Annotated in this window: 24 protein-coding genes; 9 read left to right on the forward strand and 15 right to left on the reverse strand. The window is 67.1% G+C overall.

Going from position 1 to position 24434, the window contains the following annotated elements; translation table 11 throughout:
* Positions 1-76: 76 nt before the first annotated feature.
* The 7 genes from ACT53K_RS15390 to ACT53K_RS15420 form a co-directional block, all read right to left on the reverse strand.
* Positions 77-1081 carry an HlyD family secretion protein gene (locus ACT53K_RS15390; RefSeq protein WP_476229591.1) on the reverse strand — a complete coding sequence of 335 codons (1005 nt, stop codon included), beginning with the start codon at positions 1079-1081 and terminating at the stop codon, positions 77-79.
* Positions 1081-1698 (reverse strand): CerR family C-terminal domain-containing protein, encoded by a 618-nt coding sequence (locus ACT53K_RS15395; RefSeq protein WP_476229592.1) that lies wholly within the window; start codon positions 1696-1698, stop codon positions 1081-1083. The genes ACT53K_RS15390 and ACT53K_RS15395 overlap by 1 nt, the downstream gene beginning before the upstream one ends.
* Before the next feature lie 74 nt (positions 1699-1772).
* Positions 1773-2636, reverse strand: a complete 864-nt coding sequence (locus tag ACT53K_RS15400) for a phytanoyl-CoA dioxygenase family protein (protein WP_476229593.1) — start codon at positions 2634-2636, stop codon at positions 1773-1775.
* Between the two features lie 79 nt (positions 2637-2715).
* Positions 2716-2919: a hypothetical protein gene (locus ACT53K_RS15405; RefSeq protein ID WP_476229594.1), complete on the reverse strand. Its 204-nt coding sequence runs from the start codon at positions 2917-2919 to the stop codon at positions 2716-2718.
* Positions 2920-3237: 318 nt separating this feature from the next.
* Complete coding sequence (locus ACT53K_RS15410) at positions 3238-4191, reverse strand: cation diffusion facilitator family transporter (protein WP_476229595.1); 954 nt, start codon at positions 4189-4191, stop codon at positions 3238-3240.
* An 11-nt stretch (positions 4192-4202) separates the two neighbouring features.
* Positions 4203-4550, reverse strand: coding sequence for a hypothetical protein (locus ACT53K_RS15415; RefSeq protein WP_476229596.1), 348 nt, complete (start codon positions 4548-4550; stop codon positions 4203-4205).
* A gap of 135 nt (positions 4551-4685) precedes the next feature.
* Positions 4686-5453, reverse strand: coding sequence for a Bax inhibitor-1/YccA family protein (locus tag ACT53K_RS15420; RefSeq protein ID WP_476229597.1), 768 nt, complete (start codon positions 5451-5453; stop codon positions 4686-4688).
* 167 nt (positions 5454-5620) lie between these two features.
* Here ACT53K_RS15420 and thpR point away from each other — a divergent pair, with 167 nt between their 5' ends.
* Entirely contained in the window at positions 5621-6157 is a 537-nt protein-coding gene (gene thpR / locus ACT53K_RS15425) for an RNA 2',3'-cyclic phosphodiesterase (RefSeq protein WP_476229598.1), read from the forward strand.
* On the opposite strand, the gene ACT53K_RS15430 is transcribed toward thpR, so the two are convergent.
* Positions 6139-6705 (reverse strand): TetR/AcrR family transcriptional regulator, encoded by a 567-nt coding sequence (locus ACT53K_RS15430; RefSeq protein WP_476229599.1) that lies wholly within the window; start codon positions 6703-6705, stop codon positions 6139-6141. The two genes, thpR and ACT53K_RS15430, sit on opposite strands and share 19 nt — an antisense overlap.
* Positions 6706-6761: 56 nt before the next feature.
* On the opposite strand from ACT53K_RS15430, the gene ACT53K_RS15435 reads away from it, so the two are divergent.
* Positions 6762-7235, forward strand: a complete 474-nt coding sequence (locus ACT53K_RS15435) for a monooxygenase family protein (protein WP_476229600.1) — start codon at positions 6762-6764, stop codon at positions 7233-7235.
* A gap of 43 nt (positions 7236-7278) precedes the next feature.
* Here the strand turns inward: ACT53K_RS15435 and ACT53K_RS15440 are convergent, their stop codons facing one another.
* Positions 7279-7743, reverse strand: coding sequence for a low molecular weight protein-tyrosine-phosphatase (locus ACT53K_RS15440; RefSeq protein ID WP_476229601.1), 465 nt, complete (start codon positions 7741-7743; stop codon positions 7279-7281).
* Between the two features lie 65 nt (positions 7744-7808).
* Entirely contained in the window at positions 7809-8345 is a 537-nt protein-coding gene (locus ACT53K_RS15445; protein WP_476229602.1) for a superoxide dismutase family protein, read from the reverse strand.
* A 417-nt stretch (positions 8346-8762) separates the two neighbouring features.
* Here ACT53K_RS15445 and ACT53K_RS15450 point away from each other — a divergent pair, with 417 nt between their 5' ends.
* Complete coding sequence (locus ACT53K_RS15450; RefSeq protein WP_476229603.1) at positions 8763-9386, forward strand: PEPxxWA-CTERM sorting domain-containing protein; 624 nt, start codon at positions 8763-8765, stop codon at positions 9384-9386.
* A 76-nt stretch (positions 9387-9462) separates the two neighbouring features.
* On the opposite strand, the gene ACT53K_RS15455 is transcribed toward ACT53K_RS15450, so the two are convergent.
* Positions 9463-10254, reverse strand: coding sequence for a hypothetical protein (locus ACT53K_RS15455; RefSeq protein WP_476229604.1), 792 nt, complete (start codon positions 10252-10254; stop codon positions 9463-9465).
* A gap of 316 nt (positions 10255-10570) precedes the next feature.
* Between ACT53K_RS15455 and acnA the strand changes: the two genes are divergently transcribed.
* Positions 10571-13246: an aconitate hydratase AcnA gene (gene acnA, locus ACT53K_RS15460; RefSeq protein ID WP_476229605.1), complete on the forward strand. Its 2676-nt coding sequence runs from the start codon at positions 10571-10573 to the stop codon at positions 13244-13246.
* 238 nt (positions 13247-13484) lie between these two features.
* Here acnA and ACT53K_RS15465 read toward each other — a convergent pair whose 3' ends face one another.
* The 3 genes from ACT53K_RS15465 to ACT53K_RS15475 are packed head-to-tail and all read right to left on the reverse strand — an operon-like array spanning position 13485 to position 16272.
* The gene (locus ACT53K_RS15465; protein WP_476229606.1) at positions 13485-13967 is read right to left on the reverse strand and encodes an FKBP-type peptidyl-prolyl cis-trans isomerase; all 483 of its coding nucleotides are present in this window, start codon (positions 13965-13967) and stop codon (positions 13485-13487) included.
* On the reverse strand, positions 13967-14833 hold the full coding sequence (locus ACT53K_RS15470; RefSeq protein ID WP_476229607.1) for an S-methyl-5'-thioadenosine phosphorylase: 867 nt from the start codon (positions 14831-14833) through the stop codon (positions 13967-13969). The genes ACT53K_RS15465 and ACT53K_RS15470 overlap by 1 nt, the downstream gene beginning before the upstream one ends.
* Entirely contained in the window at positions 14830-16272 is a 1443-nt protein-coding gene (locus ACT53K_RS15475; RefSeq protein ID WP_476229608.1) for an amino acid permease, read from the reverse strand. Before ACT53K_RS15475 ends, ACT53K_RS15470 begins: the two co-directional genes overlap by 4 nt.
* 205 nt (positions 16273-16477) lie before the next feature.
* On the opposite strand from ACT53K_RS15475, the gene ACT53K_RS15480 reads away from it, so the two are divergent.
* The 3 genes from ACT53K_RS15480 (at position 16478) to ACT53K_RS15490 (ending at position 18869) form a co-directional block, all read left to right on the forward strand.
* Positions 16478-17305, forward strand: a complete 828-nt coding sequence (locus tag ACT53K_RS15480) for a PEP-CTERM sorting domain-containing protein (protein ID WP_476229609.1) — start codon at positions 16478-16480, stop codon at positions 17303-17305.
* Positions 17302-18237 (forward strand): hypothetical protein, encoded by a 936-nt coding sequence (locus ACT53K_RS15485; protein ID WP_476229610.1) that lies wholly within the window; start codon positions 17302-17304, stop codon positions 18235-18237. The genes ACT53K_RS15480 and ACT53K_RS15485 overlap by 4 nt, the downstream gene beginning before the upstream one ends.
* Positions 18238-18371: 134 nt before the next feature.
* Positions 18372-18869, forward strand: coding sequence for a retropepsin-like aspartic protease family protein (locus tag ACT53K_RS15490; protein ID WP_476229611.1), 498 nt, complete (start codon positions 18372-18374; stop codon positions 18867-18869).
* Positions 18870-18876: 7 nt separating this feature from the next.
* On the opposite strand, the gene ACT53K_RS15495 is transcribed toward ACT53K_RS15490, so the two are convergent.
* A complete protein-coding gene (locus ACT53K_RS15495) occupies positions 18877-19524 on the reverse strand; it encodes a LysR substrate-binding domain-containing protein (RefSeq protein ID WP_476229612.1) in 648 nt (215 codons plus the stop codon).
* A gap of 177 nt (positions 19525-19701) precedes the next feature.
* On the opposite strand from ACT53K_RS15495, the gene ACT53K_RS15500 reads away from it, so the two are divergent.
* Together ACT53K_RS15500 and ACT53K_RS15505 are read left to right on the forward strand one after the other, a co-directional pair.
* A complete protein-coding gene (locus tag ACT53K_RS15500) occupies positions 19702-23655 on the forward strand; it encodes a GAF domain-containing protein (protein ID WP_476229613.1) in 3954 nt (1317 codons plus the stop codon).
* On the forward strand, positions 23652-24434 hold the full coding sequence (locus ACT53K_RS15505; RefSeq protein WP_476229614.1) for a response regulator: 783 nt from the start codon (positions 23652-23654) through the stop codon (positions 24432-24434). The genes ACT53K_RS15500 and ACT53K_RS15505 overlap by 4 nt, the downstream gene beginning before the upstream one ends.

The raw sequence follows: 24434 nt of genomic DNA on the forward strand, positions 1-24434 counted from the left end.
AAGCGCTGCGACGTTTCAGCCCCTCCCCTAGCCCCTCCCGCAAGCGGGAGGGGAACGGAGGCGGATGGGAAGCCCCTCACTTCCCCACCTTCGGTCGGGCACCCGGCACCTCTACCGTTACCGGCTGGCCCTGACGCAGCGCGTCGTCGGGATCGTCGACGATCACCCGCAACTGATAAACGAGGTCGGTCCGCAGATTCTCCGTCTCCACCGTCTTGGGGGTGAACTCGGCGCGCGGCGCAATATAGCCGATGCTGCCATGGTAGCTCTTCGGGTTGCCGTCGGCATGGACGAGCACCTTCATCCCCGGGCTGATCCGGCTGAGATCGGTTTCGGCGACATAGGCGCGCACGCGCATCGGCCGCTGGATCGCCAGCGTGAAGACGGTTTCGCCCGGCTGGACGATCGCGCCCGGCTCGCGTGCCCGAGTGACGACGGTCGCGTCCATGGGCGCAGCGAGGGCCGTGTCGCCGCGGTCGGTCGCAGCACTCTGCCGCGCCGCGCGTGCCGCTTCGACATTGGCGCGGGCGGCCGCCACATCCTCGGCCCGGCTGCCCGCCTGGAGCAACGACAGGGCCTGCTGCGCTTCGGCAAGCTGGGCACGGGCGCGGTCGCGATCGGCGATCGTCTGATCCCACAGCGCCTTGCTGATCGCACCGGGGCCGACCAGCGGCTGGCGGCGGGCATAGGCCTGTTCGGCATTGTCGAGCGCGGCGCGCGCCGCCGCCACCCGGGCGCGGCCCTGCGCCACATCCTGCGCGCGGCTGCCGTTCACCGCCTTGGCCAGTTGCGCCTCCGCCTGGGCAAGCTGCGCATCCGCCTGCGCCACCCGCGCGTCGATCGTCGCTGTATCGAGCACCGCCAGCTTCTGGCCCCCCGCCACCTTGTCGCCCTCGTCGACCGCAATCGCCGCGATGCGCCCGCCGACGCGGAAGGCCAAATTGACTTCGCGGATGTCGACATTGCCGTTCAGCACCAGCGCGCCGGTATTGGGGCTGGCCAGTACCCCGAACCCCTTGGTGGCCACACCCGCGACCACCAACGCGACCAAAAGCAGGATCGGGATCAGGCGGCGTTTCATCACGGCGTCTCCGTCAGGATGGCGTGGACATGGGCTTTCAGGCGGGCGCGCAGGCGCAGGGCGGTGGCTTCGTCGATCTGCTCGACCGCGAAAATACGGGTTATTGCGGCCCGGCCGGCGCGCAGCACCATCGCCTGGCCGAACAGCAGCACGCTGGTCGCCTGCCGGTCGGCGAGGTCCAGATCAGGTCGGGCCCGCGCGATCAATGCCACGAACACATCGAGGATCGGCCGCATTGCGCCGGCGAACAGCCGGTCGAATGCCTCGGTCGGTTGCTGCTGCTCGCGCACCACGAAACGCGCCCAGTTCTCGGTTTCCGGGCTGAGCATCATCCGGGCGATACTGTCGAGCAGGTGCTGCATCGCCGCCACTGCCGCCACCGGCGAGTCCTGTCCCGCTGCCAGTGCCGCCTGGGCGACGGCGAGCTGCATCGCCTTCACCCGCTCGGCGATATGGTCCGCCGCGGCTAGGTACAGGCCCTGCTTGCCGCCGAAATGATAGGTGATCGACGACATCGCCGTGCCCGAAGCGCGGGCAATGTCGCGCGTACTGGCGCCTTCAAAGCCCAGCCGGCCGAACTGGTCGATCGCCACATCGATGAGCGTTTGCGAAACCATGGCCCCCGAGTCTTGTTCGTTCGACCGAACAAATGCCCGATACAGCCCGCCAGGGTCAAGCGCCTGGTCGGTTTTCAGACGTAATGGGGTTCGCCGCGCTCGCGCAGTTGCTCGTAATGGACCAGCGCCGGCTCGGGCCCGAACGGCACCGGCTCCCCGCCGCGGAACGCCCATTCGCCGCGATCGCAATCATTGGCGCGGACATAGCCGTTGATGTAAAGTCGGCGGAGATGGCTTGACCGGTTCTCGCCCGAGCCATGCACCAGATACGGGTTCCACAGCGCGAAATCGCCCGGCTGCAACACCAGATCGATGACGCCCGCCGGATCGAGCCCCGCTTCCTCCAGCATCCGGTCCTGCAAGGCCGTACCCAGCACTTCGCCGGACACGTCCAGTGGCAAGGGGCCGTGCCGGTGGCTGCCCGGCAGGAAGCGCATGCCGCCGCTTTCGGGACCATGCGGGTCGATCGCCAGTCCGGTCTGCACATAGGCGCTGCCCAGGTTGCGATAGGCATGGTCTGGCTTGCGGAAGCGCGAATCCTGGTGCCAGGCGAAATCGCCCTTGCTGCCCGGCGTCTTCCAGTGGAGCTGGTTGATGATCTGCTTGAGGTCGCCGCCGATCAGCGGCGCCAGCACGGCGGCAATCCGCCGGTCGGTGCGCACCGCGTTCAGCACCGGCTGGTGATAGGCCATCCACTGCACCATCGGCACGATCGGCACGCCGTCCGGCCCGGGCAGCACCTTGTAGAACAGATTGCCGTGGCGGAAGCTGCGGCCGTGCGCCACGCCCTCGGCATGGACCTGATCCATCGCCGCGCCGATCGCCGCCACTTCGTCCGGGGAAAACAGGCCGCGGATCACCGCATAGCCGTCGCGCCGATAGGCTGCGACATAGTCGGGCGCACCGCCCGGCTGCTGCTCGTGGATCGCCAACGCCATCGTTTACTCCTCGATGGCATCATAGGACGTCCGCGACGCCACTTCCCATAGCGTGCGCGCGCCGGCAGATAATCTGTGGTTATGGGCGCGAACGGCGCCGCCCATCTGCGCGGTGACGGCGGAGCACGGCGCCGCCAAGGCCCGCACCGCCGATCAGCATGCCCATTGCCGCAGAAGCCATGCCGCCGGCCCCATCCTGCCCCTGCGCATGTACCTGCATGGTTCCGGCCGCCGCCGGTGCCGCCGCCGCGAATAGTATCGCCGCTGCCCATCCATACCGCATCGCCATAACCCCTTACCCGCATCGCCGCCGCACTGCGCAGCGACACGCCGCCACAAAGCATGGCGCCGGGGTTCGGCTCCGTCGCTCCCGTTCAGGTTCGACGAATGCCTTGTGCAGTGCGACGAAAGGATGCTGCGGTGCAGCTAATACCAAGGTGCGTGGGTGGAGACTCATCCCGCTTCCCTCCGTCATCCCGGCGGAAGCCGGGATCCATTCGCCTTTCGTTCTCAGCAAGAGCCGAGAGCGAAGCCCCAATGGCCCCCGGCTTTCGCCGGGGGTGACGCTTCGTGAAGCAGCGATGGGTTCTTATCAACGCAACTAGGTATAAGGCACCAGAGGAGGTTCGGCGTCCTCGCGCTTTTCGGGACGGATATAGATGGAACTGAGCTGGGGTAGCTGTGCCTTCAGCGCCGCCTCGATCCGTTCGATCAGCGTCTCCGCCTCGCCCATGGCCAGCGTGTCCTCGAAGTCAGCGCTGATGGCGACGAAGACGCGGTCGGGCGCGGTATGGATGGTGCGGACATGATTGACGTGCGTAATCGCCGGCTGCGCCTCGAGCAGGGCGCGGACCTGCCGGATCAGCGCGGGGTTGGCGCGCTCGCCGATCAGCAGCCCCTTGGCCTCGCGCGCGAGCAGCGTCGCCACCGCCGCCAGAATAGCACCGATCGCTATGGAAGCCATGCCGTCGATCCGCGGGTCTCCCCAATAATGGCTGGCCCAGACCCCAATGGCAGCAACCAGCAAGCCGGCGAGCGCCGCGCTATCCTCGAACAGCACGATGAAACCCGCCGGATCCTTCGATTCCCGGATGGCCTGCCACCAGCCCGCGTCGCCCTTGGCCTGCGCAAATTCGCGCATGGCGATGATCCAGCTCGTCCCCTCCAGCGCCGCCGCGACGCCCAGCACGACATAATTGATCAGCGGGTCGCGTAGCGGTTCGGGTTCGACGATATGCTGCCAGCCTTCATAGACCGACACGCCGGCGCCCAGCCCGAAGATCAGGATCGCCACCACGAATGCCCAGAAATACAGCTCGCGGCCATAGCCGAACGGATGCTCGGCATCCGGCGCGCGCTCGGCCCGGCGCTGGCCGTGGAGCAGCAGCAACTGGTTCAGGCTGTCGACCAGGCTGTGCACGCCTTCGGTAAGCATCGAGGACGAAGCAGTAATCGCCGCCGCGATAAATTTCGCGACGGCGATCCCGACATTGGCGGCGAGCGCCGCATAAAGGACGATATTGGCGCGCCAGCCCGACGCGGGGGACGCCGCCACCGATGCGCGCCTCAGTCCAGGCCGAGCTTCGACAATGCCTTGTCGATCAGGCCCTTGTCTTCATGCTTGTCCTGCGCGCGCTTCGCCTCGGCTTCGGCATCATAGCCCGAGCTGTCGGGGATGCCGTGATTGTGGATCGGCTGCACCGAGGCGGGCGGATCGGATGCATCCATCGATTCGTCGAGCGCCCGGTCCAGCCGCGCATCATGGCTTTGCGGATTGCGGGCCAGCCGCTCCTCGATCGAAGGATCGGTGCCGGCATCGGCCGAATGCACCGGCGCCTTCTCGTCCTTGTCCGCTTCGGGATCCGGCGCGACCGACATGCGGTCCATCGCGGGGTCGATCGGATTGTTGCTCATCGAAAACTCTCCTGCGCGTTGCCGGTGTAAAACGGACGGTCGGGGAGTCGCGTTCCGTGAGCGCGGACAAGATGCGGAAAAGAAAAGGCCCGGCGGATCGCCCCGCCGGGCCTTTTTCCCGGAAGTCCGGAAAGATCAGTTCCGCTGGTTGCCGAACAGACGCAGCAGGAACAGGAACATGTTGATGAAGTCGAGATAGAGGTTCAGCGCCCCCATGATCGCGACCTTGCCCTCTTCGCGCGTGCCCGCGACATAGGCATAGATGCTCTTGATCTTCTGCGTGTCATAGGCGGTGAGGCCAGCGAAGATCAGCACGCCGACGACGCTGATCACCAGGCTCATCATGCTCGACTGCAGGAAGATGTTGACGATCATCGCCACGACCAGACCCACCAGACCGATGATCAGGAAGGTGCCGAAGGCCGACAGATCCTTCTTGGTGGTGTAGCCGTAGAAGCTCAGCGCGGCGAAGCCGGCGGCGGTGCCGAAGAACACCTGCGCGATCGACATGTCGGTATAGGTGAAGAAGATCGTCGACAGCGACGCGCCGAGCAGGCCGGCATAAGCGAAGAACAGCGTCTTCAGCGTGCCTTCCTGCATCCGCGCCTGACCGAAGCTCATCGCGAAGACGATGGCGAGCGGCGACAGCATCACCACCCAGCCCAGCAGCGTCGGGCCGATGGCGGGGCCGCGCGACGTTTCCTGCACCTGGAACAGCAGTGCCTGCAGCGCCGGCACCTTGGCGAAGGCGAGCGCGATAATGCCGGTCAGCAGCACGCCCGAAAGCATGTAGTTGTAGACCGACAGCATGTACGACCTGAGCCCCGCGTCATACGCCTCGGCGCGCGCACCGGCGGCAGCGAAGGGCGTGGCGCTCGAACGGGGATCCGACCAGTTAGCCATGTAAAACTCCTTTGCCCGGCGCATCGCCGGATACCGCAAATATCGGTCTTGCCGGCGGCCTTTTCAAGCGAATCCGGCGCTAGCAATGTTTCGATACAGTTTCGATCCTCGCCTTGATCGGCGACAAGCCGTTGGAAAGCGCGTGCGCCGCAGCTAAAAGCCCCGCCATGCACCGCCTGTTCGTCGGCCTTCGCCCGCCCGCCGCGATCCGCGCGCGCCTGCTCGCGCTGGCCGGTGGCGTGCCCGGCGCGCGCTGGCAGGACGAGGGCCAGCTCCATTGCACGCTGCGCTATATCGGCGAGGTCGACCGGCGTGTGGCAGAGGATGTCGCCATTGCGCTCGGCAATATCCGCTTTCCGCCGCTGGAGCTGACGCTTGCGGGCGTGGGCGAGTTCGACAAGGGCGGCCGCCCCAATGCACTGTGGGTCGGCCTGCGCCCGCACGAGCCGATCACCCAGTTGCACCACAAGATCGACCAGGCGCTGGTCCGGCTGGGCCTGTTGCCCGAGCGCCGCGCCTATCTGCCGCACATCACGCTTGCCCGGATGAACGCGCAGGCCGGCGCCAATGACGGCTTTCTGCGCGACCATGCCGGGCTGGCCAGCCCGCCCTTCACGATCGATTCCTTCCTGCTCTACGAAAGCCATCTCGGCCGCGAAGGATCGGTATATGAGGCGATCGGGCGCTATCCCCTCACCGGCTGAGCGCCGGCGATCCCATCCGCCACCAGCGCCAGCGCGGCTGCGACCGGCGCCTCAAGCGGCGACAGTTTGCCGTCGAGCGCAAGCGTCGACAGCCCGTGCACCACGCTCCATGCCGCCAGCGTGGCTGCCTGCGCATCGCCCTGCGCAAGGCTCTCGACCCGACGCGAGAGGATGAAGAAGGCTTCGCCATAGTCGCCTGGCGGCATGTCGCACACCGGCCGGCCGCCGAACATCAGGCGGAACAGCGCCGGGCGGGCCTGGGCAAAGCGGAAATAGGCCAGGCCCTGCGCGATCAGCGCAGCGCGTGGACTGGCGGCGCGGTCCGCCTCGACCAGCACCGCCGCCAGCGCGGCGAAGCCCGCCTCCGCCACCGCCCCCAGCAGACCGGCCTTGTCGGCAAAGTGGCGATAGGGCGCCATCGCCGAAACGCCGGTCGCCTGGGCCAGCGCCCGCAGCGTGACCGCCGCCTCGCCTTCCCGATCGAGCAGATCGATCGCCGCCTCGACCAGCCGCGCACGCAGCGGCTCGGCGGCCTTTGCATTTTCCATCTTGTTTACACCGTAAACAACTTCTAACGTGTACAGTGTAAACACGGAGTCCCGCCATGCAAGCCACAACGGTCCGCGAGACGGTGGATCTCGCTGCCTATCCCGATCTGGTCGTCGTCATTCTCGGCTTTCGCCTTCGCCGCCTGCGTGCGCTGCGGGCGATGCTGCGCATCGGCCGCGGCCTGGGCGCCATCAGCCGCAATCCACCCGACGGACTGTTGGCCGAGGACCAGATGCTGTTCGGCTGGAACCATATCGGCTTCCGCCAATATTGGCGCGATCTCGAAAGCCTGGAACGCTTCACCCGCAGCGCACCGCACAGCGACTGGTGGCGCGACTTCACGCGCGATCCGCAAGGCGCCGGCTTCTGGCACGAAGCCTATAGCGCCCGCGGCATCGAGGCAGTGTATCTCAACCTGCCCGACATCCGCATCGGCCTGGGCCAGTTCGCCCCGATGACCCAGCCGGTCGGCCCGAGGCTCTCCACTCGCCAGCGACTGGCAGCACATGCCGGGCGCGAGGCAGCGTAAAGTCAGAGGACTGCCGCGCCTCTTGTCGCCCTAGTCACTTTGTTCAACGCTCTAGCGCCGCCACCAGCTCGGCTGCCGCGCGGGATACTTCCGACCAGGTGCGCTCGAACCCCGCCGGGCCGCCATAAAAGGGATCGGCGACGCCCCGCCCTTGCCAGCCCGGCACGACATCGAGCAGCAACCGCAGCCGCGCTGTGCCATCGGCCGGGGCGATCTTGCGGAGGTCTGCCAGATTCTGCGCGTCGAGCGCGAGGATATGGTCGAAGCGGGTAAAGTCCTCGCGCCGCACCTGCCGCGCGCGCTGGCCGGAAATGTCGATCCCGTATTTCGCGGCGACCGCGACGGAGCGGCGATCGGGCGCCTCGCCGGCATGCCAGCCGCCGGTGCCGGCCGAATCGACTTCCACCGCGATGCCGGCTGAATCGGCCGCTGCCCGCAAGGCAGCTTCGGCCAGCGGCGAACGGCAGATATTGCCGAGACAGACAAACAGGAACGACGGCACAGGCACGGCAAAGACTTTTTCAGGCAAGGACAGATGTTCCTAGCCGCACGATGCCTTCGCCCTCAAGTACCTCAGACGCTCTGGAACACCCCACAGGCGATGCGCGTGCCGCTGTTGCCCGACGGATCGGTCTTGTAGTCGTCCTCACCGGAATGGATGACGATCGAGGCGCCATCGGCATCCATCAGCTCGGCGAAGGTGCCGCCGGTCAGCTTGAAGATCGTCCGGTCGCTGCCCTTGGGACCGATCTTCAGATTGGGCATGTCGCCGGCATGGGGCCCCATCGGGTTTTCCTTGCCATGCTTGTGCGCGGTGGGATTCCAGTGGCCGCCGGCGCTGGTGAAGTCGGGCGCATCGCACTTGCCGATGGTATGGATGTGCGTGCCGTGCACGCCTTCGGGCAGGCCGTGCGCTTCCACGATCACCCGGATCGTGCCGTCGATCTCCTCGGCGATCGCCGTACCCACCTGCTTGCCCGAGGCGTCGTGCAGTTCCGCCTCGGCGCGATAATGCCCGGCCATGTACCGCGCATTCTTCGCCGGCGAAGCGCAACCGCCCAGCGCCAGTGCAGCGCCGGCAATGGCCGCGCCCCATGCCCATGTCTTCATCGCCACGACTCCCTCGACGTCTCTCGACTTCCTTCTGCACACGTAATGGTCGTTCCTGCCGCCAGTTCCAAGAGGTTAGCGGCACCGGCTGACCTGCAGCCCCGTCGGCCGGGCGCATCGCGCAAGCTGCCACGTGGCAGCTCGCCGCCCCGGGGCATGGGAATAACGCTCTTGTTTCAGTCAATTAATGAGAGCAACGCATCCCACCCGCGCAACGCCCAATCGCGAATCTTGATTTTGTTCCCAATAAAAACAAGAAATTGCGACCGTCCCAAGCTGGTACGAAGCCCTAAATTCCTTCCACCAGTCGTTTATAATCATTGACTCCATTAACGTTCTGTTTACTTTCGCGGTCGCTGCGGAGAATATGCGAGGTCCGCCCTGCGGCATTGTTCAGGCGCATGGGGAGATTTGATTATGAAGAAGACGCTTTGCGCGGTGTTGCTCGCCAGTTCGGCAGTAGCGTCGCCCGCTTTCGCCCAGACCCTCACCACCGATCTTGCCACCTGGCAGGCGGTTGCGGGCAGCTATTTCAACGACACGAGCTATGGGGCAGACGGCAGCGCCGTTTCCTCGGTCGCGCTGCAGGGCGGGCCGACCATCAGCTTCAACGCGCCGACGACCGTCGCGACGGTCGGCTCCAGCTGGGGCACCTGGTCGGGCGGCTATACCGGCCAGGTTCTGATCGCCGGCGGTAACAACATCTCGGTCAACATTGCGCCGACCACCACCGATTTCGGTTTCTTTGCCGAACCGGACAGCTTCAGTTCGTTCCTGATCAAGCTCACCCTCACCGGCGGCGGCAGCGTGCAGCAGCTCGTGACCGGCAATGCGGGCGCGAAATTCTTCGGCTGGAACGGCGGCGGCGTCTCGAGCTTCACCATTTCGACCACGGACCAGAACTTCGCGTTCGGCAACTTCTATTACGCCGGCACCTCGGGCGTGCCCGAACCGGCGGCCTGGGGCATGCTGATCGGTGGCTTCGCGCTCGCCGGTGCGGCGCTGCGCCGTCGCTCGCTGAAGGTCGCCTACGCGGCCTGATCGCGCGGCATCCTTCGATGCACGCAAGGGGCGTCGCCTGTTTTGCAGGCGGCGCCCTTTTCGGTTGGTCCATGGCTCATTCGCCGCGACCGCCTCGCCGCGTATAGGTGATGCGGATGCGCACCCAGGTGCCGACCATCACCTTGCCGTTCACTTGCGGCGGCTTGACGAGGAACTGGAAAGCGGCCTGGCGCACCGCCCCGGCATAGCCCGAGCCGACCGGATATTCGCCCAGTTCCTGGCAATCGGTGACCTGATAGCGCGAAATGGTGCGACAGGCGATTTCACCCCAACCCTCGCGGCCGAGAGCGCGTTCGGAGACGTAAGGGGAAAGCTGTGCGTCGGTGGGGTGGCGATACCAGTCGGCGGCATACAGGACTTGTCCATGCGGGCCGGTGCCGGCGCGCTCGCTATCCGCGCTGCCACCGCCTTCGGTCTCTGCCGTGTCGCCCGAATCGCCCTGCTTGGCGGGTGCGAGGGTGGAAATATCAGCGGCAGCATAGTCGCGCCGGCTCATCAGAATGAAGCTGCGCGGCCCGTTGGTCTGGGTCGTGGTGACGGGCGGCGGTGGCGTCTCGGCGGCCTGCTGCTGCGGCTGGGTCTGCTGCTCCGCCTTTTGGCCGGCGCGCTTGTGCGCCTTCTCGGCCTTGGGCTCGGCTTTGGCCGCGGGCTCGTCTTGGCCGGTGTTTGAGTCCAGTCCGAACACGACCGGACGCGGCTTTTCCTTGGGCGTGACGTGCGGCGCCATCCACAGCAACAACAGCGCGATGAGAATTTCGATCGCCAGCGCCAGCAGGAACGAAATGCTGCGGCCGCGCAACGAAACGCGCAGCCTGGCCTTCGGCGAAGCGGATGTTGTCGACAGCATCGAAAGGAGAAACCCGGACACCCCAAAACAGGCCGGAAAACCCCCGACCTGTCAGCCACTCCCCCGCACCGACTGGCGCTAGGGGAAGAGTGCGGCAAAACCATGTCAGCCCGCCTCGCCACGCGGGAAATGGGCGTTAGCGCTATCATGGCTCCATCCCCTACGATGGTCCCCTTTCCCTCCCCCGGAAGTGGCGCTAAGGCGACCGCGAATCTTCGCATTCGCAGCACCCCGACGGTGCGCCCGCGCAGCCCTCTATGATGGCTGCGTCCCCCGAGCGCCCGGCGGACCAGACAGGGAAAGGACCCCGCGCCTCATGACCGCCATCGGCAACGATACGCTCGGCACGCGTGACACGCTCACCGTCTCCGGCAAGACCTACAGCTTCTACTCGCTTCCCAAGGCGGCGGCGAAGCTCGGCGACGTCAGCCGCCTGCCCTTCTCGATGAAGGTGCTGCTGGAGAACATGCTCCGTTTCGACGACGGCGTGACCGTCACGCCGGAGGATGCCCAGGCAATCGTCGACTGGCAGAAGAACCCCAAGGCACCCAGCCGCGAGATCCAGTATCGCCCCGCGCGCGTGCTGATGCAGGACTTCACCGGCGTGCCCTGCGTGGTCGACCTGGCCGCCATGCGCGACGCGATCACGAAGCTCGGCGGCGATGCGGCCAAGATCAACCCGCTGGTGCCGGTGCATCTCGTGATCGATCACTCGGTGATGGTCGACGAGTTCGGCACGCCGCAGGCCTTCGAAGACAATGTGAAGCTCGAATATGAGCGCAATGCCGAGCGCTACGAGTTCCTGAAGTGGGGCTCCAAGGCGCTCAACAACTTCTCGGTGGTCCCGCCGGGCACCGGCATCTGCCACCAGGTGAACCTGGAATATATCGCCCAGTCGATCTGGTCGTCGCAGGCGCCCGATGGCGCGACGATCGCCTATCCGGACACGCTGGTCGGCACCGACAGCCACACCACCATGGTCAACGGCCTCGGCGTGCTCGGCTGGGGCGTGGGCGGCATCGAGGCGGAAGCGGCGATGCTCGGCCAGCCGGTGTCGATGCTGATCCCCGAAGTCGTCGGCTTCAAGCTGACCGGCAAGCTGCCGGAAGGCATCACCGCGACCGACCTGGTGCTCACCGTCACCCAGATGCTGCGCGCCAAGGGCGTCGTCGGCCGCTTCGTCGAATTCTACGGCCCGGGCCTGCACTCGATGACGCTGGCGGACCGCGCGACCATCGCCAACATGGCGCCGGAATATGGCGCGACCTGCGGCTTCTTCCCGATCGACGACAAGACGCTCGATTACATGCGCCTCACCGGCCGCAGCGAAGAGAATGTCGCGCTGGTCGAGGCCTATGCCAAGGCGCAGGGCATGTGGCACGGCGCGGATGCGGTGGAGCCGATCTTCACCGACACGCTTGAGCTCGACATGTCGACCGTCCGTCCGTCGCTCGCCGGCCCGAAGCGTCCGCAGGACCGCGTCAGCCTCGACAGCGTCGACGAAGTGTTCAACGGCGACCTGACCAAGGTGTACAAGAAGGAGCAGCCGGCGCGCGTGAGCGTCGAAGGCCGCGACCATGACATCGGCGACGGCGACGTCGTGATCGCCGCGATCACCAGCTGCACCAACACCTCGAACCCGTCGGTGCTGATCGCCGCCGGCCTCGTCGCCCGCAAGGCGCGTGAAAAGGGCCTGACCCGCAAGCCGTGGGTGAAAACCTCGCTTGCCCCGGGCTCGCAGGTCGTGACCGACTATCTGAACAAGGCCGGCCTCACCGAGGATCTCGACGCGATCGGCTTCAACCTGGTCGGCTATGGCTGCACCACCTGCATCGGCAACTCGGGTCCGCTCGCCGAGCCGATCTCGGCCGCGATCAACGGCAACGACATCGTCGCCGCCTCGGTCCTGTCGGGCAACCGCAACTTCGAGGGCCGCGTGTCGCCCGACGTGCGCGCCAACTTCCTCGCCTCGCCGCCGCTGGTCGTCGCCTATGCGCTGAAGGGCACGGTGACCGAGGACATGTACGAAACGCCGATCGGCACCGGTTCGGACGGCAATCCGGTGTTCCTGAAGGACATCTGGCCCTCGAACGAGGAGATCCAGGGTCTGATCACGGCGAACATCGACGACGAGATGTTCCGCTCGCGCTATGGCAATGTCTATCTGGGCGACAGCCACTGGCAGGCGATCACCGTCACCGGTTCGGACACCTATAGCTGGCCGACCGCCTCGACCTACATCCACAACCCGCCCTATTTCGAGGGCATGACGATGACCCCGGCCCCGGTGCAGGACATTGTCGATGCCAAGCCGCTGGCGATCCTGGGCGATTCGATCACCACCGACCACATCTCGCCCGCAGGCAGCATCAAGGCGGACTCGCCCGCCGGCGTGTTCCTGCAGGAACGCCAGGTCGCGAAGAAGGACTTCAACAGCTACGGCGCGCGCCGCGGCAACGACGAAGTCATGGTGCGCGGCACCTTCGCCAACATCCGCATCAAGAACGAGATGGTGCCGGGCGTCGAAGGCGGCATGACCAAGTATAATGGCGAGGTCATGCCGATCTATGACGCAGCGATGCGTCACAAGGCGGACGGCACCGCGCTCGTCATCGTCGCGGGCAAGGAATATGGCACCGGCTCGTCGCGCGACTGGGCGGCGAAGGGCACCAACCTGCTCGGCGTGCGTGCGGTCATCACCGAGAGCTTCGAGCGTATCCACCGCTCGAACCTGGTCGGCATGGGCGTGCTGCCGCTGCAGTTCGCCGACGGCGTGACCCGCGAGACGCTGAAGCTGGACGGCACCGAGACCTTCACCATCACCGGCGTCGCGGACCTGCGCCCGCGCCAGGATGTCGAAGTGAAGCTGACCCGCGCCGATGGCTCGTCGGAAACCTTCCTCACCCGTTGCCGGATCGATACCGTCAACGAGCTGGAATATTTCCTGAACGGCGGCATCCTGCACTACGTGCTGCGCAAGCTCGCCGCCTGAGGCGAGGCGATACCCCTCCCGGTGACGGGAGGGGGTTTGGATATGGAAGCGGCCGGGGCACAGGGTGCTCCGGCCGTTTTTGTTTCTGCGTGCTTTCCCCTCCCGCTTGCGGGAGGGGTCAGGGGAGGGGCTGATGTGGAGGCTCTTTCCCGAACGCGATCACCCGCGATCGCACTCCCCTCCCCCGACCCCTCCCGCAAGCGGGAGGGGAGCGCATATTGTCACGGAATCCCCGGCTTCAATTCCCGCCGATACCCAGCAGCTCGATCTTGAACAGCAAGGTCGCGCCGCCAGGGATCGGCCCCTTGCCGCGCAGGCCATAGCCCAGCTCCGCCGGCACCGCGATCTCGATCGTATCGCCCACGCCCATCAGCGGCACGGCGATCTGCCAGGCGCGGATCAGCCGGTCGAGCGGGAAGCTGGCGGGCGGGCCGCCATAGGAGCTGTCGAACTCGGTGCCATCGACGAAGCTGCCAGCATAATGCAGCGTCACCATGTCGGTCACCTTGGGATGCTGCCCGCTACCGTCGCCCTTCACCCGGCGCCAGCGCAGCCCGCCTTCCAGCACGCGCCAGCCTTGCGCACCGCTGCGGCTGGCGAGCGCCAGCGACTGGGCGTTGAGCCAGGCGGGGCTCTGCGCCGGATCGGGCGCCGCCGCGTCCTGCGCGAAAGCAGGCGTGGCGAGCGCGAGCAGGCCCGCCGCCATCCACCGCGCGCGCATCAGCCGAGCACCCGGCCCGCGACGGCATCGAGCTTCGCCAGCAGCTCGGGATCGCGCACCTGCGGCGCGGTGATCAGTGCATAATCGAGGCAGGTGTCGATCGGGCTCGGCGCGCGTTCTTCGGGCAGGTTGCGGAGCAGGTGCATCACCATCTTTCGCGCCTTTTCGGCATTGTTCGAAAGCTGGGCGATCACCTGCGCGACATCGACCGCCTCCTCGCCTTCGCGCCAGCAATCATAATCGGTGACCATGCCGACCAGCGCATAGGGCAGCTCCGCCTCGCGGGCGAGCTTGGCCTCGGGCATCGCCGTCATGCCGATGATGTCACAGCCCCAGCTGCGATAGAGGTTGCTCTCGGCGCGGGTGGAGAATTGCGGGCCTTCCATCGCCAGATAGGTGCCACCAACATGGGTGGTGGCACCCGCCGCCTGCGCCGCCTCCGCCGCCAGCGCGGAAAGGCGCGGGCAGACCGGATCGGCCATCGAGACATGCGCGACCATGCCGGCGCCGAAGAAGGACGACGGCCGGCCCTTGGTCCGGTCGATAAACTGGTCGGCAATGGTGAAGGTGCCCGGCGCGCGTTCCTCGGCGAGCGAGCCGACCGACGACACTGCCAGCACGTCGGTGACGCCCAGCCGCTTCAGCACATCGATATTGGCGCGGACGTTGAGGTCCGACGGGCTGATGCGATGTCCCCGGCCGTGGCGCGGCAGGAACACCACTTTCACATGGCCGACATGGCCGACAAAACATTCGTCCGAAGGACGGCCCCAGGGGCTCGCCACTTCCACCCACTTGCCGCCTTCTATGCCCTCGACATCGTACAGGCCCGAACCGCCGATGATCCCGATCGTCCAACCGCTCATGCGTCACCCTTTGCTGCGTTGCGGCGGGCATAGGCGAAATAGACGACCAGACCCAAGAGGTTCCAGATGCCGAACGCAATCTGCGTCTGGTGCGGCAGGCTGAGGAACAGATAGAGGCAGCCGAAGATTGCGCCCAACCCGACCACCCAGGCGGCCGGTGCGCGGAACGGCCGGGCCATGTTGGGCGCGCGGCGGCGCATCACCAGCAGGCACAGGCCTACTGCGGCAAAGGCCGTGAGCGTGCCGGCATTGGCCAGCGCGGCGATCTGGTCGATCGGGAAAAAGGCGGCGAAGAAGGTGACCACCACCGCCGTGAAGATAGTGATCCGCACCGGCGTTCCGCGCTTCGACACCCGCGCCAGGCTGGGCGGCAGCATCCGGTCGCGCGCCATCACGAAGAAGATGCGGCTCTGGCCGAACAGGAAGGCGAGGATCACCGTCGGCAGCGCGATCACGGCCGAGGCGGCAAGGAAGGTGGCAATCGCCGGCTGGTCGATCTGGCGCAGGATCAGCGCCAGCGGCTCGGGGCTGTCGGCAAAACGGGTGAAGGGCAGCGCGCCCACCGCCGCCACCGCCACGACCATGTAGATCAGCACGCAGACCAGCATCGACCCGACGATGCCGATCGCCAGATCGCGGCAGGGATTTTTCGCCTCTTCCGCTGCCGTCGAAATCGCATCGAAGCCGTAAAAGGCGAAGAACATGATCGCGGCCGCCGCCATCACGCCGCGTTCGACGCCATCCGGGCCGATGGTCTTGGCAAAGCCGAACGGCATGAAGGGATGGAGATTGGCCGATTTGAAATAGGGCAGCGCGATCAGCACGAAGATGGTCAGCGCCAGCATCTTGATCACCACCAGCATGGCGTTGATCGTGGCGCTCTCCCGCGTGCCGAACACCAGCATGCCGGCCACCACCGCAACGATGAACATCGCCGGCAGGTTGATGCCCCAGCTGACCACGTGCCAGCCGTGGAACAGCGCACCGCCGACCTTGGGACCGTGGCTCAGCCAATCGGGCAATGCCAGCCCCAGATCGTGGAGAAAACCGACCGTATAGCCGGACCAGCCGACCGCGACCGTGGCGACCACCAGCGTATATTCGGCAAGCAGGCTCCACCCGACCACCCAGGCGACAATCTCGCCCAGCGTCGCATAGCTATAGGTGTAAGCGCTGCCCGAGGCGGGAATCATCGTCGCCAGTTCGGCATAGGCGAGCGCGGCGCAGGCGCAGATCGCCCCGGCAATGGCGAAGGAGAGGATCACCCCCGGCCCCGCCCGGTCGGCACCCACGCCGATCAGCGTCAGGATGCCGGTGCCGACGATCGCGCCGACGCCGAGCGCCACCAGATGATGCCAGCCCAGCGTCCGTGCGAGCCGGTGCTCGTGCGGGCGGTCCTCGGCGGCGACGATCGATTTCAGACGGAACAGACTGGCCATACACTCTCCCTGCGCGCCATGGTGTAGCGCCGCGGAGCGGCGGGGCAAGCCGGCGCCCGCTTTGTCCCAACCGTCCCGAATCCGCGCAGAACAGGGCGACAGGCGACAAGTCTCCGATGCGGCTCGCGTTGAAAGTTAATCGATGACTTGCTAAGCTTTGCAAGACGGCGACTGCTATCGGCCGCTGCTCGGGGGTGGGCTTATCATGCGTATTGTGTCGCAGGAGGCGTTGCGAAATCGTCTCACCATAACCGGCCTTGCCGTGTGCATGGCGCTGGCAGCCACGCTGCAGTTAAATGGCCGGTCGCTGTTTGCAGTCGACGAAGCCAAGGCGAACAACGCCTTTGCCGCACTCAACCAGCGCGCGCGTGCTGCTGCCGGCAAGGTGACGGGCAGCGGCGGCAGCGCTGCCTCGCGCGGTCCGGTCGCCCGCCTACTAGAGAGCGCCCATAACGACTATGCGTCGCGCCCCGAAGCCAATGCAGTGCCGGAAAGCGCCGCGCCTTCGCGCCCCGCCGCCGATCTGTTCACGCCCGTCACGCCGGCGACGGTGGAAACTGCCGACGCCGCCCGGCCCGATGCTCGCAGCGGCATGGGCGGTTCGGGCACGCCGCCCTCGCCCGGCGACCTGCTGCTGCAAAGCCCGCCGGTCTCCGGCCCGGGCGGCATTGCCCCCGCGTCGAACAGCCCCGGAACGCCCGCGACCAGCCCGACCCCCAGCACCGATCCCACCCCAAGCCCGACGCCGACCAGCCCGGTCGTAACGCCCACAGCGCCGGCCACGCCGCCGGTCGTGATTCCGACGCCGCCCCCCACCGCCACGGTGCCCGCGACGCAGCCGACCGGCCCAACGGTGCCCGTCTCCACCCCCACGCCCCAGACGAGCCCAACCACGCCGACCGTACCGACCACGCCCGTATCGCCCGTGCCGGAGCCGGGCGGCTGGGCATTGCTGATCGCCGGGCTGGGGCTGGGCGGCGCGCTGCTGCGCTGGCGTCGTGACACGCTGCTGGCGGCACGCCGGCAAGCATGACCGACACCCCCGCGCCGAACGCGGCGGGGCAGACAGCGGCAACCCGCCGACGCTGGCTCGCCCGCGCAAAGGCCGCCGCCTGGCTGTGGCTGGCGCTCGCCTTTGGCTATTTCTGCTGGGAAGCCTTCTGGTATCGCGGGCTCTACGCGGTCCTTGCCGAATGGGAGCAGACGCGGTTCGACTGGTATGTGCCGGTCACCGACACGGTCGCGCTGAGCCTGGTGTTCGGCGGGCTGCCGTTGCTGATCGTCAAGCTGGTGGAATGGCGACAGCGGCGGCGCACAGGCGCAGCCGAGCCTGTCGTCGTCGACGAGTTCGCCGCCGCACTGGCGATGGCGGAGCAGCTCTCGAGGCGGCTGTTGCTGTTCGTGCTGGTGCTCGCCGGCGCCACGCTGATCGCCTTTGGCGTCGCCGTCGTCCGCGTGCCCGGCGACGGCGGCAAGATCCAGTTGCTCGCTGCCGCCGCCAATGGTGCGGACGTGCACGAAGGCCCGACCCGGCTGGACCTGCGCGATGCGCCCCGGCGCGGCATCCTGTTCCGCATGCGCTGGCCGGGCGAACTCGTCCACGCCGGTTTCGCGCAGACCGAGGCGAGGCTCGCCAATGGGCAGCGGCTGACGGTATTTGCCGAGATCGACGATGCCGATCTTGCCGATCTCTCCGGCTTCGACACCACGCGGCCCCGGCTGGGCGTGCTGGTGCGCAACGGTCTGCCGGGCACGACCATTGCCTTCCTCAACCGCAATGGCGCCGGCGTTACCGATCCCTATTATTGCCTGTACCGCAGCGCGCTTTCGGCGCGGTTGCGCTATCTGGCGGTCAGCATGCAATTGCTTGCCTGCACCGCCATCGCGCTGCTGTTCTGGGTCGCCCAGCGGCTGCGGGTGCGCAGAATGCGCCGCCGTTCGGGCACTGCGGCACCCCAGCCGTGACGGCACCGCGTAAAGGCAAAATTTACTTCGAATTTTGCTTGCATTGTCGGTTCACAACCAAAATTTAACGCGGCGATAAGCCCCGCGGGGCTATTCCGGTCTTCGTGTTCACCAGTGCGCCCGTACTGTCTTCGATGAACCTGATGCTTTCGGGGCTGGTCGCGTTGCAGGCATTCACCCTGGTGGGCGGCCAGGTCGATCATTGGCTGCACAATGCCGCCAACCGCCTCGAAGCCCGGCTTGAGGCCGAACAGCCGGCACCCGCCACCGCCAGCCAGAGCATCGCCCGCGCCGCCGACGGCATGTTCTATCTGGAGGGGAATGCCGGGTCCGCGCCGGTACGCCTGCTGGTCGACACCGGGGCGTCGGGCACCATCCTCACGCGCACCGATGCCGCGCGGCTGGGTGCCGCCCCGCTGACGGACGCGCCTCGCCGCCAGGTCCGCACACTGGCGGGAACCTTGCCGATCGGCGAGGTCGCGGTGTCGCGGCTGGAAATTGGCGGCCATGTTTTCCGCGACATACGGGTCGGCGTTGCCGACGACCGGCTGGGCACGTCGCTGATCGGGCAGGATCTGCTGCGCCGGTTCGACGGCGTCGCAATTGCAAAGGACCGGCTGATCCTCCGCTAGGCAGCGGTCAGGCGCTCTGCCCGGTTTCGCGCAACAGGCCGATCAGGGTGGCGAGCGGCCAGTCGGGCTTGCTGCGCTTCCAATAGCCATGCACGAAGAAGCTGGCGCCCGGCGCGTCGATCGGCCGCAGCGTCACTTCCGGCCCGATCATGTCGCTCTGGCTCGCGCAGACCAGCGCCACGCCCTGACCGCGGGCGACCCCCTCCATCAGCACGGTCGGCGCGACATCGAGCAACAGCCCGCCCATGGCGGGCCCTTCCGGCACGACGCAGCGTGACAGGAACCGGTGCACCTCGCCACCATGTTCCTGGCGTGAGAGGAGCAGCAGTTCGCTGCGCAGTTCCTCCGGCGTGATGCTGTCACGACCCGCCAGCCGGTGTTCGGCCGACATCGCCACCATCACCCGGTCGCGCCACAGCCGCAGCGACGGGAAATCGGCACGTATCTCGCCCGGCACCAGCGCCAGCGCCAGTTCGTCCTTCGCCATCGCCGGCAACAGCTGGGTGCGCGTCATTTCGTGCACGCCCAGCCCGATTTCCGGAAAGCGCGTAGCGAATTCCAGCATCGCCTCGCCCAGGCGCCGCCGCCCGATCGACGCGAAGCAGCCGACAGCAAGGTCTCGCCCAGCCGATTGGCCCGCGGCCGTTGCGTCCATCAAGACCTCAGTATGGATCGTCATCGCCACAATGTGGCTGAACCTATGGCGCGGGGCGACACAAGCCGCGACCAATGCGACGAAGGTGCGACGAACCCGACGGTGGGCGAGACGACGATGCGGCCCGCCCCGCGCAAACCCCTGCGCAAAGGCCGTAAAAATTGCTACTCTGCCGAAATGAACGGGGAAACGGTGGAAGCGCTGGCAAATTCCGGGGGCATCATCGTCCCTGATTTCGACTCGATCGAGTCGATTCGGCTGTGGCTGTCGGAGCAGTTTCTGGGCGAAACCGATCCTGCGCGAATCGTGCGGGTGGCAACCGCCGCCGTCGGCCGGTTCCTCGACGCGCGGGCAGCCGCCTATGGCGAAATCGATGCGGCGATCGAATCGGTTCAGTTCGCCAGCGCGTGGAGCCCCAGCGGGCGCAGCGTGCCGCTGCCGCGCATTCCCCTTTCCCCCGAATCCCCGCTGACCGCCGCCTATCGCGCCGGGCGCACCGCCGTGATCGACGACATCGAGGCAGCCGGGCTGCTGCCCGCCGAAATCGAAGTGCTGCGAGGCGCGCGAGTCGCCGCCATTGTTGCCGCGCCGGTGCTGCACGAGGGGCGCCCGGTGGCGCTGTTCGCGGCGGTGAACGCGCAGCCGCGGCGTTGGTCGCGCGACGAGGTGCTGCTGGTGGAAGACACCGCGGTGCGAATCTGGGGGGCGATTGAGCATCTGCGCCTGACCGAGCAGCTGCGCGAAAGCGAGGAGCAGTTCCGCCTGCTTGCCGAGCATTTGCCCGGCCTGTGCTGGGTATGGGACGGCGAAGCGGTGCGCTGGGCCAACAGCCGCTGGCACGCCCTGTTCGACGGCACCGCCGGCGAGCGCGGCGACCCTTCGGAAATCGTCCATCCCGACGACATGCCGCTTGCCGCAGCGGCCTGGAAGGCAATGCGCGCGGGCCAGGAATATGCCGAAATCCACCTGCGCATGCGCGACAAGGACGGCATCTATCGCCCCTATCTGAGCAAGGCAGTGGCTATCCGCGACGCGACCGGCAGCGTGGTGCGCTGGTGCGGCGTGCAGATCGACCTGACCGAGCGGCATCTGCAGGACCAGCGCCAGGCGCTGCTGCGCGCCTTTCACGACCGCACGCGCGGCCTGCCCGATCCCGAAGCGGTGCTCACCGAAGTCGTCGACATGCTGACCGCGCATTTCGGTGCGAGCCAGATTCTGTGGTGCGAAGCGCGCGAGGGGCGCGAGGACGCGCTCGAGATTTTCCGGACGGCGGGCGGCGTGCCAACCGATCCGGAAACGGTGGCAGACATACTCATCCCGGCGTTCCGAAGCCTGTCTGCGCCCGAGGCGTGCAGCGGCGACCGGTCCGCCACGCACATCCATCTGTCCGATCTTCCCGCCGACCACCCGCTTGCGGCGGCCGCCCGCCGGCTGGGCGTCGTCACGAGCATCGCCGCGCCGATCACCAAGGAAGGGCGGCTGGTTGCCCTTCTGGCGGTTCTGCACGACGTGCCGCGACAATGGACGCAGGACGAAGTGGCGCTCTGCGAGGAGATTGCCGAACGGCTATGGGCGACTGTGTCGCGCACCCGTGCCGAGGCGGAACTGCGCGAGCGTGAGCGCAACCAGGCGCTGCTGATCGCGTGGAGCGACCGGACCCGCAGCGAGACCGATCCCGAAGCGATCATCGAAGACACGCTGCGCTGCCTTGGCGAGGAGATGGGCGTCAGCCGCGTCACCTATTCGGAAAGCGATGCGGAAGGGCGGATCTTCACCGTCCGTGCCGAATGGCGCATCGATAGCGTCGTCAGCAATCTGGGCAATGTCGTGACGCTGGGCACCTATGGCGAGTCGGTCGACCGCGAATGGATCAGCGGGGCACTCGTCGTCTATGACGATGTCCGCCGCGATCCGCAGGTTACGCCCGCCGCGCTGGAACGCTATCGCTCGACCCAGATCGCCGCCTTCATGAGCGTGCCGCTGCTGCGCGAAGGCGTCGCCCGGTCGATCATTTCGGTACAGGATTGCAACACCCGCCGGTGGCGCGACGGCGAGAAGCAGCTGATGCGCGACATTGCCGAGCGCGCCTGGGTGACGATCGAACGCGCCCGCGCCCAGGCGGCGTTGCAGGAACGCGAACGCAACCAGCAATTCCTGATCGCGTGGAGCGACCGACTGCGCGTTGAAACCTCGCCGGACCGCATCATCGCGCTGACGCTCGATTCACTCGCGGCGCAACTGGGCGTCACCCGCGTCACCTTTGCGGAAGCGGACGGTAGCTGTTTCCGCATCGAGGGCGAGTCGCGCGCCGATCGCGTCGCTTCGCTGATGGGCCGCGACTTCGCGGTCGACGCGATCGGCCGCGAAGTGACGCAGGAATGGATGCACGGCGCGCTGGTCCGCTACGATGATGTGGCGGCTGACGCGCGGCTGCAGCCCGAGACGCGCGAACGCTACCGCGAAGCCGACATTGCCGCCTTCGTTACCATTCCGCTGGTGCGGGACGGTCGGACACGGTCTGCGCTTTCGATCCAGCATGATCAGCCGCGCCGCTGGCGGGACAGCGAAATCCAGCTGCTGCGCGACGTGGCGGAACGGACCTGGGCGACGCTGGAACGGGCGCGTTCCGAGGAGCGGCTGGCGGAAAGCGAAGCGCAGCTGGCCGCCTTCCTGGAAAATGCGCCGCTGGTGATGCACATCCAGGATGCGCAGGGCCGCTATGTCCGGGTGAACCCCGAATTCGCCCGCGCCATCGGCCGGCCGATGAGCGAAATCACCGGCGCCCATCCGCGCGACCTGTTCCCCGCCCCGATTGCCGAGGCGCTGATGGCGATCGAGGCGCAGGCGCGCACCGGTGCGGTGGCCAGCACCGAACTCGACCTCGACCTGGGCGAGCAGTACGCCTCTGCGCTGGCGATCCTGTTCCCGATCCAGGGCGCATCGAGCAGCAGCCGCACTGCCGGCTTCACCATCGACCTGACCGAACGCAAGCGCGCCGAAGCCGCCCTCGCCCGCTCACGCGAGGCGCTGTACCAGTCGGAAAAGCTGAGTGCGCTCGGCTCGCTGCTTGCCGGCGTCAGCCATGAACTGAACAACCCGCTGTCGATCGTCGTCGCCCAGGCGGTGATGATGGAGCGTCAGGCGCGCGGCACCGAACTGGCCGAGCGCGCCCAGAAAATCTGCAAGGCGGCCGATCGCTGCGCGCGCATCGTCCAGACCTTCCTGGCGATGGCGCGGCAGAAACGCCCCGAACGCGCCGCCGTCGATCTGAACGAAGTCGCCCGGGCCGCGCACGAGCTGACCGATTACAGCCTGCGCACCGACAATATCGCCACCCGCTGGGCGCTCACCGAGGCGCTGCCGCCGATCGCGGCGGATTCCGATCAGCTGCATCAGGTGCTCGTCAACCTGATCGTCAACGCCCAGCACGCCATGGCCGAAGTGCCCCCGGGCGACCGCACGCTGACGATCCGCACGGCGCGCGGCCCCAGCCGCGACACGGTGATCCTCGAAGTCGCAGATTCCGGCCCTGGCATTCCCGAAGAGGCGCGCCGCCGCATCTTCGAGCCCTTCTTCACCACCAAGCCGCAGGGCCATGGCACCGGCATGGGCCTGTCTTTCTCGCAAGGGCTGGTCGAGGCCCATGGTGGCCGTCTGGAACTGGCCTCCAGCGAACGGGGGGCCTGTTTCCGCCTGACCCTGCCGATCGACGAACATGTCGTGGTACCGGCGAGCGCGCCGGAACCGATCGTCGCCGAGCCACGCCAGCGCCGGGCGCTGGTGGTCGATGACGAACAGGAAATCGCCGAATCGCTCGCCGACTTCCTCTCGCTCGAAGGGTTCGACTGCGACATCGCGGTGGGCGGGGCAGCCGCCAAGCATCGGCTGGCCGATGGCAGCTACGACCTTGTCATCAGCGACCTGCGCATGCCGGATGTCGACGGTCCGCAGCTGCATGCCTGGATCGCCGCCGAGCGGCCCGAACTGCTCGATCGTGTCGGCTTCTCGACCGGCGATACGCTGGGCGCCTCAGCGGCGCGGTTCCTGAGCGAGGTGCGCCGCCCCGTGCTCGAAAAACCGTTTGTCCCCGATGCCGTGCATCGCTTCCTGCAGGAAATGGATCTCGCATGACGACACCCGCTGCGCATATCGTGGTGGTCGACGACGAGGAGGATCTGCGCGAACCCGTCGCCGCCTATCTGCGCGACCAAGGCCTGGACGTCGAGGAGGCGAATGGCGGGGCTGCGCTGGACGCGCTTCTCGCGCGGCGCGTTCCGGCACTGGTGGTGCTCGACGTGACGATGCCGGTGGAAGACGGCTTCTCCATCGCCCGCCGCCTGCGCGCTGCCTATGGCGCGATCGGCATCGTGATGCTGACGGCGCGGCGCGACGTGATCGACCGGGTCGTAGGGCTTGAGCTGGGCGCCGACGATTACATCATGAAGCCGTTCGAGCCGCGCGAGCTGCTGGCCCGGATCCGCTCCGTGCTCCGCCGGATCGGCGCCGATGCCGCCCGGGCGCCCGCCGTCGAAGCGACGCCCCCCCAGCCTTCGCCGGCAGCCCCGGTACCTGCCAGCAGCGCCTATCAGCGCGAATTCTGGATTCCCACGTCGCGCGGGCAGATTCGCGTGCCGGTCGAAACGATCGAATGGATCGAGGCTGCCAAGGACTATGCCCTGCTCCACACGCCGGAGCGCAGCCACATGATCCGCATCACCATGGCCGCGCTGGAAGAGGGGCTGGACCCGGCGCAGATGATGCGCGTCCACCGCTCGGCGTTCGTCCGGCCGGAAGCCGTCCACCAGATCAACGCGATCGGCCGCCACATGGCGCTGGTGCTGAAGTCGGGTGCCGTGGTCCGCGTCGGCCCGCGCCACTGGAGCAGCGTGCGCGAGCGACTGCAGCGATAG

Source organism: Sphingomonas sp. DMC8 (assembly GCF_056314185.1).